Annotated in this window: 18 protein-coding genes; 12 read left to right on the top strand and 6 right to left on the bottom strand. The window is 57.8% G+C overall.

The features are described 5' to 3' along the window. Nucleotide 1 precedes the first annotated feature (1 nt). Genes BTN45_RS24170 through BTN45_RS24145 form a run of 6 tightly spaced genes read right to left on the bottom strand, consistent with a single transcriptional unit; the run spans nucleotide 2 to nucleotide 5771 of the window. A complete protein-coding gene (locus BTN45_RS24170) occupies nucleotides 2-1171 on the bottom strand; it encodes a Xaa-Pro peptidase family protein (protein ID WP_207591552.1) in 1170 nt (389 codons plus the stop codon). Further along, entirely contained in the window at nucleotides 1168-2265 is a 1098-nt protein-coding gene (locus BTN45_RS24165; protein ID WP_207591551.1) for a mandelate racemase/muconate lactonizing enzyme family protein, read from the bottom strand. The genes BTN45_RS24170 and BTN45_RS24165 overlap by 4 nt, the downstream gene beginning before the upstream one ends. Further along, on the bottom strand, nucleotides 2262-3425 hold the full coding sequence (locus BTN45_RS24160) for a M20 family metallopeptidase (RefSeq protein ID WP_207591550.1): 1164 nt from the start codon (nucleotides 3423-3425) through the stop codon (nucleotides 2262-2264). The genes BTN45_RS24165 and BTN45_RS24160 overlap by 4 nt, the downstream gene beginning before the upstream one ends. 13 nt (nucleotides 3426-3438) lie before the next feature. Continuing rightward, entirely contained in the window at nucleotides 3439-4188 is a 750-nt protein-coding gene (locus BTN45_RS24155) for an amino acid ABC transporter ATP-binding protein (RefSeq protein ID WP_281434757.1), read from the bottom strand. Nucleotides 4189-4199: 11 nt separating this feature from the next. After that, a complete protein-coding gene (locus BTN45_RS24150; protein ID WP_207591549.1) occupies nucleotides 4200-4928 on the bottom strand; it encodes an amino acid ABC transporter permease in 729 nt (242 codons plus the stop codon). Nucleotides 4929-4961: 33 nt separating this feature from the next. Beyond that, nucleotides 4962-5771: an ABC transporter substrate-binding protein gene (locus BTN45_RS24145; RefSeq protein WP_207591548.1), complete on the bottom strand. Its 810-nt coding sequence runs from the start codon at nucleotides 5769-5771 to the stop codon at nucleotides 4962-4964. 279 nt (nucleotides 5772-6050) lie between these two features. Here BTN45_RS24145 and BTN45_RS24140 point away from each other — a divergent pair, with 279 nt between their 5' ends. From BTN45_RS24140 to eutC, 12 genes are all read left to right on the top strand, one after another. Beyond that, the gene (locus tag BTN45_RS24140) at nucleotides 6051-6989 is read left to right on the top strand and encodes a GntR family transcriptional regulator (RefSeq protein WP_207591546.1); all 939 of its coding nucleotides are present in this window, start codon (nucleotides 6051-6053) and stop codon (nucleotides 6987-6989) included. Nucleotides 6990-7315: 326 nt separating this feature from the next. Next, nucleotides 7316-8899 (top strand): ABC transporter substrate-binding protein, encoded by a 1584-nt coding sequence (locus tag BTN45_RS24135; protein ID WP_207591544.1) that lies wholly within the window; start codon nucleotides 7316-7318, stop codon nucleotides 8897-8899. A gap of 75 nt (nucleotides 8900-8974) precedes the next feature. Then, nucleotides 8975-9955, top strand: a complete 981-nt coding sequence (locus tag BTN45_RS24130) for an ABC transporter permease (protein ID WP_207591542.1) — start codon at nucleotides 8975-8977, stop codon at nucleotides 9953-9955. After that, nucleotides 9955-10872 carry an ABC transporter permease gene (locus tag BTN45_RS24125; RefSeq protein ID WP_035210544.1) on the top strand — a complete coding sequence of 306 codons (918 nt, stop codon included), beginning with the start codon at nucleotides 9955-9957 and terminating at the stop codon, nucleotides 10870-10872. The genes BTN45_RS24130 and BTN45_RS24125 overlap by 1 nt, the downstream gene beginning before the upstream one ends. Next, entirely contained in the window at nucleotides 10872-12710 is a 1839-nt protein-coding gene (locus BTN45_RS24120) for an ABC transporter ATP-binding protein (RefSeq protein ID WP_207591540.1), read from the top strand. The genes BTN45_RS24125 and BTN45_RS24120 overlap by 1 nt, the downstream gene beginning before the upstream one ends. A 54-nt stretch (nucleotides 12711-12764) precedes the next feature. Continuing rightward, on the top strand, nucleotides 12765-13526 hold the full coding sequence (locus tag BTN45_RS24115; protein WP_006700553.1) for a DeoR/GlpR family DNA-binding transcription regulator: 762 nt from the start codon (nucleotides 12765-12767) through the stop codon (nucleotides 13524-13526). After that, nucleotides 13519-14808: a Zn-dependent hydrolase gene (locus tag BTN45_RS24110; RefSeq protein WP_207591539.1), complete on the top strand. Its 1290-nt coding sequence runs from the start codon at nucleotides 13519-13521 to the stop codon at nucleotides 14806-14808. Before BTN45_RS24115 ends, BTN45_RS24110 begins: the two co-directional genes overlap by 8 nt. Next, nucleotides 14805-15770, top strand: coding sequence for a phosphotransferase (locus BTN45_RS24105; RefSeq protein ID WP_207591538.1), 966 nt, complete (start codon nucleotides 14805-14807; stop codon nucleotides 15768-15770). Before BTN45_RS24110 ends, BTN45_RS24105 begins: the two co-directional genes overlap by 4 nt. Before the next feature lie 47 nt (nucleotides 15771-15817). After that, nucleotides 15818-16753, top strand: a complete 936-nt coding sequence (locus BTN45_RS24100) for a choline/ethanolamine kinase family protein (protein WP_207591537.1) — start codon at nucleotides 15818-15820, stop codon at nucleotides 16751-16753. Then, the gene (gene hisN, locus BTN45_RS24095) at nucleotides 16753-17541 is read left to right on the top strand and encodes a histidinol-phosphatase (RefSeq protein ID WP_207591536.1); all 789 of its coding nucleotides are present in this window, start codon (nucleotides 16753-16755) and stop codon (nucleotides 17539-17541) included. The genes BTN45_RS24100 and hisN overlap by 1 nt, the downstream gene beginning before the upstream one ends. 8 nt (nucleotides 17542-17549) lie before the next feature. Beyond that, complete coding sequence (locus tag BTN45_RS24090) at nucleotides 17550-18941, top strand: ethanolamine ammonia-lyase subunit EutB (RefSeq protein ID WP_207591533.1); 1392 nt, start codon at nucleotides 17550-17552, stop codon at nucleotides 18939-18941. A 10-nt stretch (nucleotides 18942-18951) separates the two neighbouring features. After that, a complete protein-coding gene (gene eutC, locus BTN45_RS24085) occupies nucleotides 18952-19776 on the top strand; it encodes an ethanolamine ammonia-lyase subunit EutC (protein WP_207591529.1) in 825 nt (274 codons plus the stop codon). Nucleotides 19777-19786: the final 10 nt, after the last annotated feature.

Here is a 19786-nt window from a genome sequence, read left to right as displayed (position 1 = left end):
TTCAGACGATCAGCAGATCGCGGTCGATTGTGCCGAGCGCGCGATAACCTGTCTCGGTGATGACGATCGTTTCGCTGACGCCCACCGTGAAGCGGCCATAGATGCGAAGCGCCGGCGGCAGGTGGAAGGTCATGCCAGGTTGCAGCTCGGTCTTAACACCGGCATTGAGACTGAGGATTGCCCCCTCGCCCCAATCCGGCGCAAAGGAAATGCCGACGCTGTATCCCAGGCGCTTCTTGAAGTTTTCGGTATAACCCGCGCGGTCGATGACCTTCTGGCAGGCGATATGTGGCACTTCGCAGGCCTCGCCTGGACGGATGGTATCAAGCGAGACCTGCAGCGCCTCCTGGCAGACTTTCATCATGTCGGCAGCTTCCTTTGGCGGTTCGCCGATCCAGGCGGAGCGCATCAGCGCGGCGTGGTAACGGTCGTGGCAGGCCGCCATTTCCAGAAATGCCGGATCGCTCGCCGCAATCGCCCGACGCCGCCAGGTGCCGTGCGGCACGCCGGTGCGCGGACCAACGGACACAAGCGGCTCCATGCCGAGATATTCAGAACCGGCGGCGATGGCAGATCCCATCATTGCGGCAACAAGATCGTTCTCGGTGGCACCGACGCGCACGGCGGCAAGTCCCGCGCGCATGCCCTCATCCACATAGGCCGCAGCTTTCTCAAGCTTTTCCACTTCCAGCGGCGACTTGACGGCACGAAATTTCTCGATGACGCCAGCGCCATCCCCAATCGCGCCGAGGCGCGCCTGCAGCGCCTCATAGACCGCAATGGGCAGGAACCAACCGCGCTTGTCGATGGCAATGCGCTTGGAGGCGAGGCCACGGTTCTCAATCAGCTTCACCAGAAGGCCGAGCGGGTCCTCGCCATCCTGATAGACGACCGCGTCGGAGATGAAGGTGTTGGCGGTGAAGTTGAAATATTCGAGCTGACGGATCAGGAATACCGGATCGCCATCCGCAGGCAGGATCAACGCCTGGAACGTGTAATAACCGGGTGTCTGCTGCCCCGTCAGATAAAAGATGTTTTCCGGCCCGGTCACCACAAGCGCGTCGAGGCCAGCGGCTGCGAGCCCCTCACGGGCAAGTGCCTGACGGCGCGCATATTCTTCCCTCGGAAAAGCGGATTCCTGTCCCTGGATGATATCGCTGGCAATGTTCATGCTTCAAACTCCTTGACGAGATGCGCCTTCGACGCATCGAATTCCAAACCCAAACCGGCGTCAGCAGGGCCTTCGACGCCGCCATCCCGGTAGACCAGTCCGCTCGCAGCATCGTTCTCCAGCCCGTCCGCGCCATAGAGTTCGGCGAAGCGGGGGCCGGTCGCACAACTCAGATGCAGTGCGGCTGCCGTCGCGACCGCGCCCTCGTTCATCTGCCCGACCATGAAGGGGATATTTGCCTCCGAAAGCCGCTTTGCTGCGGCAAAGCTGGCGGCGATGCCGCCGAGTTTGACGAGCTTGAGGTGTGCCCAAAGCCGGCCTCCGGCAGCCACGATGGCGGCCATATCCGCAGATGTGGCGACGCTTTCATCCAGCATCAGCGGCAGAGGGCTTGCCTCGGCGAGACGGTTCAGCATATCCCAGTCACCGGGGCCAACCGGCTGCTCGACATAGTAGAGCCCGAACCGCGTCAGCACCCGCAAATTCTCAGCGGCTTCCGCTTCGCCCCAGGATCCGTTGGCGTCAATCGCCAGCTTGACGGCGTCGCCGAACCGCTGACGCAAGGCTGCAATGCGTGCCACGTCCTCGGCGAAGTCACCGCCGCCGACACGAACTTTCAGATCGCGAAAACCGCGCGCCACATAGGCTTCGGCCTGCGCCAAAAACCGTTCGGTCGAGGATATGAACAGGGTCTGGTTGGTGCGATAACGCACGACCGAAGCCGCGCTTCCGCCAAGCATGGTTGAGACCGTCACGCCGTTTTCCCGCGCGATCAGATCGTGAAGGGCGATATCGACGAGCATGCGAACGGGCGCGATGACATCCCTTTGAAGAGCAAGTTCCGCCTGCATCGCTGCCGGTTCCAGCGACCAGTCCATATCGCCCAGAAAGCTCAGGGTCTTTTCAAGGCATAGCGCCGGGCTGATACCATTGAGGTAAGCAATATTGATGCGGACTTCGCCAATACCCGTGTGCGGGCCATGCTCAAGCATGAGATAGAGCGTGTCGAGCCCGTCGACCGGGCCAGAGGACGCTGTATGAAGGAGAAGCCCGCCGCCATATCGAAGCTGTGCTCTGTGAAGGGAGGCTTTCATGGGTTTGGCCGCAGCATCTTTCTCCCAACATCGCGATAGATGACGCTACAGGTGATGAATTCGTCCAGCGGCACAAATTCGTCCGCCTTATGGGCAACGGACAGGCTGCCCGGCCCGATCACCGTTCCCTGCGCTCCGAGCGCGCGAAAATGCACGAGATCACAGCCGCCCTGGAACCCGAAGGGGCCGGGGTAGGCTGTGCCGTTCTCCTTGCAGGAACTCAAACTCGCAATAACGACGGGGTGATCGCCGGCCGTTTCCGTGGCGCTGCCGGTCGTCGCCTTGTAATCCACGATCTCAGCCTTCACGCCGAAACGATCTTGAGCGTCTTTCAGCAGTATCGCGAACTCCTGCTTGACCGCATCCTCGTCTTCGCCCGGCACCATGCGCCTGTCGAGCAACAGATCGCAGGAGCCGGGAAGCACGTTGTCCGCATGTCCGCCGGAAATGCGCGTGACCGTGAGGCTCGCTTCACCGACAAGCGGATGCGTCCGCTTGCGAACGACCTCATTGTGATAGGCCTCAATCAATGTCAGAAGCTGGCCCGCGCGGTAGATGGCGTTGTCACCAAGATGCGGTGTGCCTGAATGGGCGGTGACGCCATGAACGCGCACGACCGGGCGAAGGCTGCCCTTATGGGCCGAATAGGTCGTATTGGACGTCGGCTCGCCAACTACTGCGAAATCGATCTTCGGTTTCGTCGCGGCGTAAAACTTGGCACCTTCGCTTGCGATCTCCTCGTCGCCGACGAAAACGCCAAGAAGCGTCCCCGACCAGCTGGTGCGGTCTGCCGCCAGCATGCGCATCGCTTCGATCATGGCAATCAACGGCCCCTTGCAGTCGCAGGCGCCGCGACCGAAGAGCTTGCCATCCTTCTCACTAAGCGTGAACGCGTCGGACGTCCAGCCGTCGCCCGCAGGCACCGTGTCCATATGCGTATTAAAAGCGAAGACGGGACCGGGGCCGTTCTCCATCCTGGCTTCAACGTTGAAGCGTCCTGGCTTGTATTCGGTGAGAGATACCGAGAAGCCCTCCTCCTTCAGCAGGCGCTCGACATAGATGGCGACATCCCCCTCGCCGCCTGGCGGGTTTTCGCTGCGGATGGCGATGATTTCCGCAAGTTCGCGCTTCATGCGTGCGATGTCTGGCTTGTTGGTCATGATTGCATGTCACCTAGTGCAGGATCTGGTCGAGAAAGCGTGTGGCCCGCTCGTTGACGGTTCCACCGAAAAAGTCATCGCGCGAGGCGTTTTCGATCACCTCGCCGTTTTCCATGAAGACGATCTGGTCTGCCGCCCGTTTGGCAAAACCCATTTCGTGGGTCACCACGATACTGGTCATGCCCTCGCTGCTGAGCTCGGCCATGACATCAAGCACTTCGCGGATCATTTCCGGGTCCAGAGCCGACGTGGGCTCATCATAGAGCATCAGCTTCGGTTTCATGGCGAGCGCGCGGGCAATCGCGATACGCTGCTGCTGCCCGCCGGAGAGCTCGTCGGGGAAGAAATCGGCGCGCTCGGGAATACGAACCTTCTTCAGAAGATCCATGGCAATGTCATGGGCATCGCTGCGGCTCAAGCCGAGGACCTTCATGGGTGCAAGCATGATGTTCTCGATGGCGGTGAGATGCTGGAAAAGCTCGAAATTCTGAAACACCATGCCGATCTGCCGGCGGATTTCGGCAGCGCGGCGCAATTCGCGGGCAATGTCATTACCCTCAAAGAAAATGTTACCGTCATCTGCGGGCTCAAGCAGATTGATGCAGCGCAACAGGGTCGACTTGCCGGAACCGGACGGGCCGATAATCACCATGGTTTCCCGGCTTCGGACATTGAGACTGCAAGCCTTTAAAATCTGCAGATCGCCGAAGCTCTTGTTGATCCCCATGATTTCCAGCAGCGGTTTGTTCTGTGTGAATGTCATCGCGTTTTCCATCATCGGGCTTCCGCTTTTTCCGTGAGCGCCGTCAGGCGCTCCATCCAGGAGACGGCACGTTTCTTCCCGCGCGGCCTTTTACGATCAAGCGCCCGCTCGAGGAGGTACTGCAAGCCCATGAAAATGGTGGTGAGTACCAGATAATAGATGCCCGCGGCGGTCAGCGCTTCGAAATATCTGAAGTTGGAACTTGCGGTCTGGTTTGCGACGAGAAGCAGTTCCTCCACCGCCACCACTGACACGAGCGCACTCGTCTTCAGCATTCCGATCATCTGGTTTCCCGTTGGCGGCAATACGATACGAGCAGCCTGCGGAATGACGATGTAGCGCATGACGGCAAAGCGGCTCATGCCAAGGGCAAGACCGGCCGTCCTCTGGCCTTTCTTGACGGCCTGAAGACCAGAACGAATGATCTCCGCCATATAGGCACCTTCGTTGAGCGACAGCGCGATAACGGCACTGACGAAGGCCGACAGCATGATGCCGAAGCTCGGCAACACGTTGTAGATGAAAATGATCTGAAACAGGACTGGCGTGCCGCGGAATATCCACAAATAGACAAGCGTGAATATCTTTAGCGGCTTTAAGCGGGACTCCTGCAGCAGCGCAACGATGAGGCCGGTTATCATTCCGAAGAACAACGACGTCACGGTAATGATGAGGGTCAGCAGCGCGCCCTGGAAGAAAGCGGGTGAAAAGACATAGTCGAAGACCAGATCAAGTGACATCCCGCTCTCCTTTTCTGTTGTTTATCAGCCGGTTCAGTTGAAGATTGAAACCGTTGCGGGAAGCTTCCACTTCTCGATCAACGCTTTGTAAGAGCCGTCAGCAACGATCTCGCCAAGCGCGGCCTTGATGGAAGACTGAAGGGCCGCATCCCCCTTGCGGGTTGCCATGCCGATGCTGGTGTTGGACTCGAATTCTTCACCAACTGTTTCATAAACGCCGGGAACGGCGCCCTGCAGTTCGATGGCGCCCGGCGTGGAATCGAAGGTCACATCGGCACGGCCCTGACGCAGGGTCAGCGCGGAGTCCTGGGCGGTCGGGAAGGTCAGCACCTTGACGGCTTCAAGTCCTTTTGCCTTGCAGCGTGTATCATCGGCGCGCGCCTGGCTTTCCTGAATGCCGCCGAGCGTAACGGAGATCGTCTTTCCGCAAAGGCTGTCGTCGCGGCCGGTGATCTTCTTCGGATTACCAGCCTGAACGATCACCCTATTGCCGATCTTCAGATAGGGAATGAAGTCAACTTGCTCGGAGCGCGCGGGATTGATGTACATGGCCGAGTTGATGAGGTCGATGCGGCCGCCGATAAGCGCAGGAATGAGGCCCTTGAACTCCATGTTCATCGGCTTTGTCTCGGCTTTCAGCTTCTTGGACAGTGCGGCGATGAGATCGATGTCAAAGCCCGTGAGCTGGCCGTCCTTCTGAAATTCGAAGGGAGCGAAGGTCGCAGCGACACCGTATGTCAGCGCCCCCTTCTCCACCAGTCCGCTTGCCGGAAGCTCGGCGGCGGAGGCCGTGGCGGCCATGCCAAAAGGCAGGATGAGTGCAGCGAGAATGTTCTTAAGCATGCGAGTTCCCTTATTATTGTTCAGTCACATTGCATTTTATGACTACAACAATACAATTCAGAAAAACGATAAGTCAAGCCAGAAAGCAAAATATTAAGCAATTCCGATTTGTGCCTATTATTTGCTCATATTGACCATTTTTGCCACATTCTCGATTTTTTCGCCCCTTGATTGAGTTTGAGCGCTTAATTCAACACGCGATCACCAAGGGGAGATAGACTTTCCCAAAGGAAAGGCTTTTAGTAGGCTACACAAAACGAAGCCTTACGATTGTACAACATGTCAGATAGCGATACAAAAATCCTCCAGGCAGTGACGACCAACGCACGGCAGAGCCGGCATCGCCTCGCCAACCAGATTCTGGATCTTATTCGCGACGCTAAATTCGAGATCGGCCATCATCTGCGCGAGCAACAACTGGGTGACATGCTCGGCGTGTCGCGCACCCCTGTCAGAGCGGCTCTCAATCTTCTGGCCGAACGCGGGATAGTCGAGGCCAGGAAGAACCAGGGCTTTTTTCTCAAGGCACAACAGGTAGCGCTCCATCGCACCGAGCTGGAAGTGCCGGCGACCGCCGATCAGGATCTCTACGCCCGCATCGTCGAAGACAGACTGTCCGGCATTCTGGGCGACAGCATCACGCAGGCGGAACTAACCCGGCGCTACAACATCGACCGAACACTTCTGCAACGGACTTTGACGCACCTCGTCAATGATGGCCTGCTCTCACGCAATAGCGGCCGCGGCTGGACTTTTCGGCCGACACTCGATTCACAGGTTGCGCTGCGTGACAGTTACGATTACCGAAGCACACTCGAGCCGGCCGGCCTGCTTCTCAGCAGTTTCAAGTTTGACGCGGGATTGCTTGAGCGTTCGCGGCTGGAACATATTTACCTTGAAGGTCATCCAGATATCGCAAATGTAGATCCACGCCTTCTGTTTGAAACGGACGCTCAGTTTCATGAAATGATCGCGGGTTTCAGCGGCAATATTTTCTTTCTTCAGGCCATTCAGCAGCAAAACAGGTTAAGGCGCCTGCTGGAGTTCGGTGGATACTCCAATCGTCGTCGGGTACGTGATTGGTGCCGCGAACATCTCAGCATTATCGCCGCCATATCAGAGGGTGACAAAACCAAGGCCTCGCAACTGATGCTGAACCATCTAAACGCAGCAAGAGGTGCTGCCCGTCATTATCCTAAAACGGCCCAGGCGCTTTAGATAAGGCACGCAAAAAGTCGAATCTTCTTTTAAACACCCTTGTCAGGACTGCCTGCTAGCGCCGCGATTTTGCTTTGCGTGCCTTACCGGCGACCAGCGTCGACTAGAGGAGCTGACGGGGAGACGGCCACGATTGGTCTTTCAGCGAATGCGCCCGCCGATTAATTGTTTCTCAATCGACCAATAAATGGTCAAATCCCACAAACACGCTGAATGAGAAGGCGCGAATTCCCTACAAAAGTCGACTTGGCACGCCTTTTGCTTTTGACTGATTTGACCGTTTTGACTGATTTGACGGTTTGCTCAAAATAGAAAAGGGGAACTCAATGGGTTCAGAATTCAGTCGCCGCCGCTTCCTTCAAGGCTCTGTTGGCGCCGCCGCTGTTGCGGGCTATATGCAGATTAATCCTGACTTCTTCATTTCGTCGGCTTTTGCACAGGCCGGCAAGACAATGACCTTCCTGTCGGCCGAAAACATCACCGGCAACTGGGACCCGACCGCTCACACCACACTGTCGCAGAAGAACATCGAAGGCTTCGTGATGGGTTTTCTGACCCGCACGCCGATGAAGCTCGACGACCCGGGTGCGGTCGTCTACGAGCTGGCAACCGACATCAAGCTGCTTGATCCCCACCGCCTGCAGATCAAACTGCGCGACGGCATCGTCTTTCATGACGGCAAGCCCTTCAAGGCGGAAGACGTCAAGGCAACCTTTGAATACGGCTCGCGGGCAGATCGTCCGGCACAGTGGTATCCCGGCCCCACCGAAACCCTAAGCATCGAAACACCTGATGATTTCACCGTCATCGTCGATACATCGAAGGGCGGTTATCCGGCCCACCTCTTCATCTTCCTTGCATCCTTCCTGCCAATCATGTCGGCCAAGGATATCGCCGGCGGGGCCGGTGGTCCGCTGTCGCAGCGGCTCAACGGGACCGGCCCGTTCAAGTTTGTCGAGCAGCGCGGCAACGACACCGTGATGGAAGCCTATGATGGCTATTTCAAAGGCAAACCCGCCATTCCCGGTATCAATTTCACCTTCACCGGCGACTCTACCACCCGGATGCTGTCATTGATGAATGGTCAGGCTTCGATCGTCGAACGGCTTGAGCCCGAACAGGTGGATTCGATCACGGACAATCCGGCAATATTCATCAACAAGGTCGTTTCGGTCGAAAACAAGTATCTGTGGTTCCGCTGCTCGAAAGCACCTTTTGACGATCCGCGTATTCGTCTGGCGGCCTGCCATTCGATCGACCGGGACATGATCATGGAGTTGATGGGTTCGGCGGGCCACGCCTCATCCAACTTCGTATCGCCGGTCAAGTTCGGCTATGTCGACCTGCCCGACTACCCGAAATTCGACCCGGAAAAGGCACAGGCCCTGCTGGCCGAAGCCGGTTTCCCGAACGGCAAAGGGCTGCCGCCGCTCGAATACATCACCTCTGTCGGCTTCTACCCGAAGACGAAGGAATATGGCGAGATGATCACGGCCATGTTGCAGGAACAGGGCTTCAACGTCAGCCTGACCGTGCTTGAGCCGGCGGCCTGGAACGAGCAACTTTATCATCGCCCAGGCGGCGGCCCGGGCCACATGGTGGATTGCGGCTGGTCGACGGCTTCGCCGGAACCCGATCTCGTGCTGCGCACTCATTTCCACTCCACCTCCCACCGCATCTGCGGCATCGAGGACAAGGATATCGATGCCAGCCTCGACAAAGAGCGTTCGGCACCGACATTGGAGGAACGCAAGAAAATCCTTCAGGAGGAAACCATGCCGCTCATAGCTTCGAAAATGCCGGCGCTCTCCTTGTTCACCTCGGTGATGATCCACGCCATGCAGAAGGACTTTGAAGGCATGTACATCTATCCGGACGGATCGATCGATGCCACCAAACCGGCTGCCTGACAACATTCATCTGCACGCCGCCTTTCCTTTGGAGGCGTGCAGACTTTCACGTAAGTTTTCGAGCGGAGTGGCTGAATGTTTGCCGTGAACTTCCTGATGCGGCGCCTTTTCCAGGGTGCCATCATCATATTCCTCGTCTCCCTGCTGATCTTCACCCTGTTGCGGGTAGTGCCGGGAGATCCGGTGCGCCTCATGGCGGGCGGCATGGCGCCCGAGGCGCTGATCGAGAAGATCGCGACCGACATGGGCCTGCGCGATCCCATCCCGGTGCAATTCGGCAGGTATATGAGCGGCGTCGTTCGCGGCGATCTCGGTCAGTCCTTCGTGCGCCCGGCAAACGGCGCTTCGACAGGCGGAGCCACATTCAACGACACGACGCGCGGTGAGCGCGCAAAAGTCTTCGACCTGATATTCGACGCCCTGCCGATGACGCTCCAGCTTGCGGCTGTCACACTGGTGATCGCGCTGATCTTTTCTGCAATTGTCGGCATTGCCGGCGGACTGTCGATCGGCAGATGGCCCGACAAGCTGGCATTCTACATTTCCTCGGTCTTCATCTCGCTGCCGAATTTCTGGCTCGGCATCGTTCTGGCTCTGCTCTTTTCAGTCAAGCTCGGCTGGCTGCCTGCGATCGGCTATCAGGGCTTTGCCTATACGATCCTGCCCGCCATCGTACTGGCGGTCGAATTGTCGCCGGTTCTGATCCGCACGCTGGTCAGTTCCGTGTCGGGGCAGATGATGGAGCCTTATGTTTCGGTCGGCCGCGTGCGTGGCTTGAGCAAGGCTCGGATCATTTCCAACCACGCACTGCGCAATGCCTCAGTTCCCTTGCTCAATCTGCTCGGCGTGCAGTTCTCCGGTTTGCTCGGTGGCGTCATTATCGTCGAATACATCTTCGATTATCCGGGACTTGGTCTTCTGACGATCAATGCTGTGCTGCAGCGTGACTTTCCGCTGATCCAGGGCATTGCCATCGTGACCAGTGCGATTTTCGTGCTGATCAACATCATCGTCGATCTTGTCGCAACAACCATCGATCCAAGGCTGGAATACTGATGTCCATCACATCCGCACTCGACACCCCGCTCGTATCGAAGGCCGCGAGCCGCTCTATTGCAAGGCGTATCTTTGACCGCGCCGCCTCCACGCCCGGTTTTCGCATCGGCCTTGCAATCTTCCTCCTGCTTGCGATCTCAGCGGCTCTTTATCCTGAGATCAGCGGTATCGACCCAACCAAGATGGATGTGAAAGCGCGCCTCCTGCCACCGCTTTTCATGGGGGACAACTGGAGCTGGCTCCATCCGCTTGGCACTGACCAGATCGGTCGCGACATGCTGGTTCGCTCGCTTGTCGGCCTGCGTTACTCTTTCCTGATCGGTATCGCCTCGGTTGCGGTGACGCTCATCATCGGATGCGCCCTCGGAACCATCGCCGGATATTTCGGCGGTCGCATAGACATGCTGATCATGCGTCTCACCGACGCACAGCTTTCAATTCCCATGATCATTCTGGCGATCGCCGTCCTCGGCGTCTCACGCCCAACGATTCCCGCTATTGTTCTTGTCCTTGGTCTGTCGAGCTGGCCTGTCTATGCGCGCATCATGCGCAGTATCGTCATGACAGAGAGACAACGGGAATATGTGCGCGCCGCAAAGCTGGGTGGCTCGACCGATGTTCGCATCATCATCGGCTTGCTTCTGCCCCTGCTGCTCCCGCCCGTGATCTTCACCTCCGTGTTAGACGTGGCGCGAATGATGATTTTTGAATCGACCCTCGGTTTCCTAGGCCTAGGCGTCCAGCCGCCGACTCCCACCTTCGGCAATATCATCGCGGATGGGCGGAAATACCTTCTCAATGCGTGGTGGATCGCCACCATGCCAGGCGTGTTCCTCGGCCTGACGTTGACCAGCATCAATCTTATCGGCGCCTCTCTGGAGCGTGCCCGAAACACCGTTCACGGAGGGTCAGAGTGATGAGCCAGCCGCTTCTCCAACTCAGGAATGTCACTGTTGCTGCCAGACGCGGGGCCCAGCCGAAGATCATTCTCGATGATATATCTTTCAGCATCGCGCCACGCGAAATCGTTGGCGTCGTCGGCGCCAGCGGTGCTGGCAAGACGGTTCTCTCAAAAGCCGTCGTCAACTGGCTGGAAGCCCCACTCGCCTTGCAATCCGGCAGCGTGCTCTTCGAAGGCAAGGATATCTACGGCATCCCTGAGAGCGAGATGCGCGTCTTGCGCAGGCGTGTCGCCTATGTTGGCGCCAACCCGATGGGCGCCCTCGATCCAACTCTTCCGGTCGGTTCTCAGATCGTGGAGAAGCTGTGTGCAGTGGTGCCGGGCACGTCTCGGCAGGAGGCGGAAAAAAGAACAATAGAGTTGCTTGAGGCGGTCCGAATTCCATCTGCGCGCAGCCGTTTCAGCGATTACCCCTCTCAATTTTCCGGCGGCATGATGCAGCGCGCCCTGATCGTTGATGCTCTGGTTACCAATCCCGCGCTTCTCATCGCCGACAATGTGACTCAACCGCTCGATGTCACCGTTGCCGCTCAAGTCATTCGTCTGATGAAGGAACTGACTTCAAGCTTCGACACGGCCGTCTTGTTCGTCTCCTCTTCCCTGCCGGTGGCCCGCGAAGCCTGCGACCGTATGCTGGTGATGGAGGAAGGCCGCATCATCGAAGAGCAGGAGACCGAGCGGTTGATCGCGGCGCCTGCCCATGCCTACACGAAGGACCTTGTTCAGCAGACGCCGAAGATCTGGATCGAGAAAAGCGAGATCCCGCGCCTGAATGACAAGCGCGACACCGTCCTGAGTTTGCGCGACGCGTCGCAGATCTACAAGGTCAGAAAGAAAACCGGCTTTGGCGGTTTCAATCACGTCCGTGCCGTCAGAAACGTCACCTTTGATGTCCGTCGTGGCGATAGTTTTGCGATCGTCGGCGAATCCGGCTGTGGTAAATCCACGCTGATGAGGCTCCTTAGCCGATTGGAGTTACCAAGCTCCGGTCAGGTCCTGTGCGGCGACAATGATATAGCGACCCTGAGCGGCAAGGACCTTCTTTCGTTCCGCAAGAAGCTTCAGATGGTTCTGCAGGATCCGTTCGGCTCGCTTCCGCCCCGCACTTCTGTCGGCAAGATGCTGGAGGGCCCGCTTCGCACTCACGGGTGGAAAGACAGCGCCAAGATTCGCGAACGCGTACTCAGGGTGATGGGAGAAGTCGGCCTGTCGACCGATCTCTATGAAGAGCTGCCGATAGGCCTGAGTGCCGGCCAGCGCCAACGGATCAATGTCGCCCGCGCACTTGTGCTGGAGCCGGAAATTCTCATCATGGACGAGACGCTATCTGCACTCGACCAGACGGAGCAATTCAAGCTGCTCGATCTTTTCCAGAAACTGCAGAAAGAATACGACCTCACCTACATCTTCATCTCCCATGACCTCGCGATGGTCCGCAAGGTTTGTAACCGCGTCGCGGTGATGTATCTCGGCGAGGTCTTCGAACTGGCCGACAATGAGCGGTTATTCTTCGATCCTGGCCACCCCTATACCATGGCGCTTTTAAGCGCGATGCCAACGCTTGAGGAACGCCGTTACCAGCCGGAAGATTGCCTTCTCGAGGGCGAGCCGCCAAGCCCGATCGACATTCCCACCGGTTGCAGCTTCAAGTCGCGCTGTCCGCATGCAATGGCGAAATGTGGCAACCTTCAGCCTGTTCTGACTGTACGAGGCAGCCAGGACTTCGCCGCCTGTCATCTGGTACCGTCACTCGCCGGCGGTGATACACAAACACCTCAAATGGCTTCGGCCTGAACGTAGTCGCCCGGCAATGTGGTTCCGACCGTCGCTAGCATCCAGGGAATATTCATGAGTTTCACGGAACATCGCCTCAAGCTTATCCTCGACACGCTGAAACAGACCCAGCGCGTCAACGTGAAGGAACTCGCCGATCATCTGCATGTCAGTCAGGAATCAATCCGGCGTGACCTGAAGGAACTGGAGGCACGCGGTTATGCCCGCCGGGTTTATGGTGGTGCAGTTCTCGACCAGCAGGAAAGCGATCAACCCTTTACCGAGCGTCTGCGCGTCGCGTCTCGGGAAAAAGCACGGATCGGTGAGGCAGCAGCTGCCCTGGTCGAAGACGGGATGAAGGTGTTCATCGATACCGGTACGACGACCCTTGCCTGCCTGAAACATCTCGAAAGCCGCAAGGATATCACTGTCGTCAGCAATTCTCTGGCTGTCGCTGCCCATTTTTTCCACCTGCCGCAGGCGAGCGTCCGCGTTCTCGGCGGACGTATGCGGCCCGAATACCAGGCGACTTACGGACATGAAACCGTTGCCGCTCTGAAAGAGCATTTCTTTGATCTGGCCATAATTGCCATCAGCGCCATCCATTCCGATCGCGGCTTCATGGACTTCGGTGAGGACGAGGCCGTCTTGCGCCGCGTTGCCAAGGCGCAGGCCAAACGCTCAGTAGTCGTTGCCGACAGCTCGAAATTTGGCCGCCTTGGCTCCATTCACACCTTCGGCCTCAATGACATTGACGCGGTCGTAACCAGTGGCGTGATGGCCCGGGAATTCTCGGAACAATTCAATCAATCAAACGTGGAAATCATACATGCCTGACGTTCCTTCCTCTCCCGCCCCTATCAATGCCGAGCGCCTTCAGACGCTGATGGAGGCCGTGTCTACCTTCGGCGGCGGTCCTGACGGATCGATGACACGCCTTACACTGTCCAGAGAAGACGGCATGGCGCGCGATTGGCTCGGCCGCTGGTTTGCCGATAACGGTTTCACGCAGTCCATCGATGCCATTGGCAACCAGTTCGGCAAGATGACGCTGGCTGGCGCCAATGCTCCGGTGATCATGGTCGGTTCGCACATCGACAGTCAGCCGAACGGTGGGCGCTTCGATGGCGCGCTTGGCGTCATCGCGGGCTGCGAAGCGGTTCTCGCCGTGACCGAGCGCCTCAAGGCTGAGGGCCGGCTTTCCGCCTGCAACTTTCAGATCGTCAACTGGACCAACGAAGAAGGCGCACGTTTCCAGCCAAGCCTTTTAGGCAGCAGTGTTTTTGCCGGGGCAACGGAACTCGAATGGGCGTTGGATAGAGCAGATGGCGACGGCATCACCGTGCGCCAGTCGCTGGAGGAAATTGGTTACGCTGGAAAAGACAAGGTCGAAATCCCCGACGCGCTGATCGAACTGCATATCGAGGGAGACACGACACTTAGCAATGCCGGCGAGCGGTTCGGTATCTTTACACGCTTCTGGGGCGCTACGAAATATCGTCTCGCCTTCCTCGGCCGTCAGGCCCACACGGGCGCCACTCCGATGGCAGACCGGAAGGATGCGTTGCTGGCCGCTGCCTATCTGATCGCCGACCTTAAACAAATCTCGACCGAGCATGGTCTCGACTTGCATACTTCGGTCGGGCGACTTGAAGTCTTTCCCAACTCACCAAATGTAGTGCCCGCCGAAGCCGTACTGTTCATTGAATTGCGATCAGGCTCGCCGGACGTTCTGGCGGATGCCGAGCGCAAGATGAAAATCAAGATCGATGAGGCTGCATTAAGGGCAGGAGTAACCTCTGAAGTACGCTCTATTGACCGTCGCAAGGCTGGGAAATTCGCGCCTGGACTAATTGCTCTTGCTGAAAGTGCAGCAGCAAATCTCGGGTTGAGCGCTCGCCACCTCGATACGATCGGCGGCCATGACTCGGTTGCGATGTCAGCGGTTTGCCCGGCGGTGGTACTTGCGGTGCACAGTCGTGATGGCGTCATCCATCATCCAACTGAATATACCTCCCCTGAAGACCAGGCCGCTGGCACGCAGATCCTTGCCGACATGCTCTACCGGATCGCCTGCGAAGGCTTGCAGGCCGCAGAACTCGTCGAGGCTGCCGAATGAAAATAGTGGGATCGCCGCAAAACCCGCTGGAAAACCGCGCGGAGGACGCACTTCTTGCGTTTTCTGCCGTGGTCGGAAACCGACCAGCCTATACTCCCTCAACGACTGCCGTCGCATCACCGTCTTACCACGCCGTCGAGTCCAACGGCTACGCAGTGACAAGCGATGAAGGGGAAGCGCAATATTTCCTTCGCCTTGGTGCTGATGAAGTCGCTGATCTGGTCGATGGCGAGGCGGCGTTTGCTGCCGCGACCCGTTTTCATGAACTCGGCTTCTCACCCGAACCCATCGCTTACGACAAGAAGACACGTGCAACCCTTTTTTCACTCCTCGCAAACGGCTGGCGGACGGCCAGGATCGACGATCTTATGCAGCCGGCAAGGGCCGCCCGACTGATAGAAATGCAGACAACAATCGCAACCGGTGCCCCCATCGGTCAAAGGTGGTCGGTCTTTGACGGGATAGACGAACTTTGGTCGATCGTTTCCGCTGGCGATGGCGGTGTGCCCGGTGATGCCGAGTGGATGCTGTCATGGATGAGGCCAATCCGCGAGGCGGTGACGGCAGCAGGTATCGATGTGAAACCGGCCCACGGTGATACGCAGACGTCGAATGTCATGCTTGGCCCCGATGGTTCTTTGAAGCTCGTCGATTTCGACATGGCAGCCGACATCGACCCCTATTATCAGCTCGGCGTGCTGATGAATGAACTTTACCAGTTCGAGAGCCAGATGAAGCCGCTGCTGGAAATGCACGATGGCGCGTTCACCGAAAAGGCCTTCAGTCGCTGCCGGGTCTATGCTGCGGCGGACGACCTCTATTGGGCCTTACGAAGCCTCGTGCTGGAGCTTCGGTCACCACCGAAGGGTGTCGAATTCCTGAAACATGCCGGCTGGCGTTTCCTGCGCTGCCGAATGTTGCTGGGCCATCCAGACTTCGAAGCCAGACTGCGGACACTCTAGGTCTGCACTTAAAACATTGGGCTAAAAACGATAACGGGAACAAGCCTATGAACGAACTGGGAATGGCACGATCGGATGCCGAAAGGGCGCTGGAAGCCGCAATCATCCAGGTTAAACCGTGGCAAGGCAGGCGATTGCGCTACCGTCCGGTTTCCGGAGGCATCAGCAACACCAATTTTCGCATAGAGGTAGAAGGTGACGACCTGGGATATTTTCTGAAAATCCCTGGTCGCGGCACGGAGATGTTCATCGACCGCAAGGCTGCGGCTGCGGCGAGCAAGCAGGCCGAGGCGATCGGCGTCGGGCCGAAGACGTTCGATTATCTCGATCACCTCGATATCGAAATCGCTGAATTTATCGACGGCCGCCGCGCCTCGACCCATAAGGATTTCGCCGACATAGCGATCAGAAACGAGGCGGTGCGTGTGTACCGGCAGTTTCACGATGCCCCTGCGCTGCCGCTGACAAAAACCGTGTTCGACATGATTGACGAGCATTTTGATCAGGCAAGAGCACTCGGCGGCCATTGGCCGCTCGACCACGACTGGCTGTTCCGCTCCTACAAGCAGGCACGCGCAGCGCTTGAGGCTTCCGGGCTTGATCTCGTTCCGTGCTTCAACGATCCCATGCCGGGAAATTTCCTGATTGGCGACGACAAGTCTATCAAGCTTATCGATTTCGAATATGCCTCGAACAACGAACGCCTCTACGATCTGGCGATCTGGAGCGGCGAAATGTTCTATTCCGAGGACATCGACTGCGAAATCATCGAGGAATATTTCGGCTTCTACAACAAGGCGTCTCATGCCCGCTTTATCGTGCACAAGGCGCTGGCCGACATCAAGTGGAGCACATGGGCGATGGTGCAGAACCGGATTTCGACGCTTGATTTCGACTTCTACAAATACGGGATATGGAAACACATGCGCGCCCGCTCGATCATCCATGATCCTCGCTGGCCCCTTTTCCTGAAAGCGCTCTGATGACCACCGACGCAATCCATTTGCAAGAGGCAGCGCCTTACCTCGCCTTTGCCGAAGCGCTCGCCGACGCTGCACGTCCGCTGGCGCTTTCCTATTTCAGAACGCCACTGGACGTCATGTCGAAACTCGACGACAGCCCGGTCACGATAGCCGACCGTGCAATCGAGGAACATCTTCGCGAGATGATTGAGGCGCGTTTTCCAGACCATGGGATTTATGGTGAGGAGTTTGGCGTCAAGAAAGGTGACGCCTTCACTTGGGTGCTGGACCCGATCGACGGCACAAAGAGCTTTATCACCGGCTTTCCATTATTTGGCACGCTGATTTCGCTAGCCTATCAGAGCAAACCATACTGTGGCGTAGTCGATATTCCCGCAACCGGCGAGCGGTGGCTGGGACAGCCGGGAGGAACAACATTTGCCGGAAAACCGGCACGAACCAGCAGCAACGCAAATCTCTCTGACGCTCGGTTCTACACGACCTCACCCGATATGTTCACAGGCGCCGACATCGCGTGCTTCGAACGTCTGTCCAAGGCAACCAGGCTGCGACGGTTCGGGGGTGATTGCTATATTTACGGCCTCCTCGCATCTGGCCATTGCGAGATCGCGCTCGAAACCGGCCTGCAACCCTATGACTACATGGCGCTCGTGCCAATCGTGACCGGCGCTGGCGGTTCAATCACCGACTGGCATGGCAACGCGCTGTCATTTCATTCGGATGGCCGCGTTTTGGCGTCGGCCAACCCAAAACTCCATGATCACGCCCTCACACTTCTCAACCGGTAATCCACCCTATGCCCCACACGATGACGATCGAGAAAACTGTATTTCGTTTTGATGACCTGAGGGACCTCATGGCGAAGGCAACGCCGGAGCGCTCCGGCGACCAACTCGCGGGAATCGCCGCCGAAGGTCCGGTCGAGAGGCTCGCCGCGCAGATGGCGCTCGCCGATCTGCCGCTCAAGGCATTTCTGGGCGAAGAACTGATTTCGTCCGACGAAGACGAGGTCTCACGGCTGATCGCTGAACGGCATGATGCGGCAGCGTTTGCGCCGGTCTCCTCGCTTACCGTAGGCGAATTTCGCGAATGGCTGCTACGTCCCGAGACGACGCAGCGAAAGCTGGAGGCGGTGACGTGGGGCCTCACCCCGGAAATGGTTGCCGCGGTATCGAAAATCATGCGGCTTCAGGACATGATCGCTGTCTCGGCCAAACGCAATGTCGTTACACGTTTCCGAAACACCTTGGGGCTCGCCGGCCGGCTTTCAACTCGAAATCAGCCAAATCATCCAACAGATGACAGCCGCGGCATCATCGCCTCTGCAATCGATGGTCTCCTCATGGGATCTGGAGATGCCGTTATCGGCGTCAATCCCGCAACCGATGCAACGGATGATTACATTCGCATCGTCTCACTGCTCGACGAATTGCGGGAGAAGCTGGTTATCCCTACGCAGACCTGCTGCCTTGGACATGTCACGACAGCGATGCAGGCGATGGAAAGATCCGCACCTGTCGACCTTGTGTTCCAGTCCGTTGCCGGCTCGGAGAAAGCCAATCGCGGTTTTGGCATTGACCTCGCCTTGCTCAAGGAAGCGCATGAAGCGGCCCGATCGCTCAAGCGCAGCCCACCGGGCGCCAACGTCATGTATTTTGAAACAGGCCAGGGAGCGGCGCTTTCCGCCGACGCCCATTTCGGCGTCGACCAGCAGACGATGGAAACACGCGCCTATGCGGTTGCCCGCGAATTCGACCCGCTGCTTGTAAACACGGTTGTAGGTTTCATCGGACCCGAATATCTCTTCAACGGCAAGCAGATTATCAGAGCCGGCATTGAGGATCATTTCTGCGGAAAGCTCCTTGGCCTGCCGATGGGTGTGGACGTTTGTTACACAAATCACGCTGACGCTGATCAGGAGGATATGGACACGCTCCTCACCCTGCTTTGCGCGGCAAATGTCAACTTCGTCATCACAGTTCCCGGCGCAGACGACATCATGCTCAACTACCAGTCTCTTTCCCATCACGACGCCGTCTATTGCCGTGAGACCCTGAAGCGACCGCCAGCGCCGGAATTCGAGAAATGGCTGTTTGATATAGGGCTGACCGATCGCCACGGTGCCATGGCTGGCGAGCCTGTCGCGCTGTCCAATTATGTCCGAAACAGCAACCTGATTGGAGCCTGAGGTGGTGAGAATGCTCAAACCGGCAACCAGGAACACAGCTCCCAGCCTCAAGGACTTGACCGATGCCCGTGTTTCGCTTGGCCGCCATGGAGCAGGCCTTCCGACACGCGCACAACTCGCCTTTCTTCTCGACCACGCTCGGGCTCGTGAGGCCGTTTGGACAAGCGTCGATCAGCGCTCGCTGACGGATAGGCTCAATCGCCTCGGCCTTTCGGTTGTCAATGTTGACAGCGCGGCACGTGACCGCAGCATCTATGTGCGCCGGCCTGATCTCGGGCGGCAGCTTTCAGCAGAATCTACGGCCCGCCTCAAACAAAAAAGGACGGCCGAAGGCTGTGATGTCGCAATCATCGTCGCGGACGGCCTTTCGTCCAGCGCGGTTGACCTCAATGCGGTGCCTCTGATCGAGGCGCTTGTTCCGAGGCTGGCAGCACTTGAGCTTTCGTCCCCGCCAATTGTCCTTGCTAATCAAGCTCGGGTCGCCATTGGTGATCCGGTCGGTAAGGCGTTGGGTGCCCAGTTGACGATCGTGCTTGTAGGCGAACGTCCGGGACTATCCGCTGCCGACAGCCTCGGTGCCTATATCACTTATGGCCCGGCGCCGGGAAACCCGGATTCCAACCGCAACTGCGTCTCCAATATCCGGGACGGCGGCCTGCCGCCCCACGAAGCTGCCGGAATTATTACCGCCCTTACGAGGGATATGATGAGTACCCGGGTCAGCGGCGTAGGCCTCAAGGCTGCCATCGCGGCGCTTCCTGAAAGCGAGAACGGTGCGGCGCTGCCTAAAGAACCGGTGATAATTGCCGGAACTCGGTCAAACCAGCAGAAATGACTGCGTTGCT

This window comes from Rhizobium sp. ZX09 (genome assembly GCF_017357485.1).
Taxonomy (GTDB): domain Bacteria; phylum Pseudomonadota; class Alphaproteobacteria; order Rhizobiales; family Rhizobiaceae; genus Agrobacterium; species Agrobacterium pusense.
The sequence above is the reverse complement of the archived record's forward strand: the minus strand, read 5'-3'. Positions and strand labels throughout refer to the sequence as shown.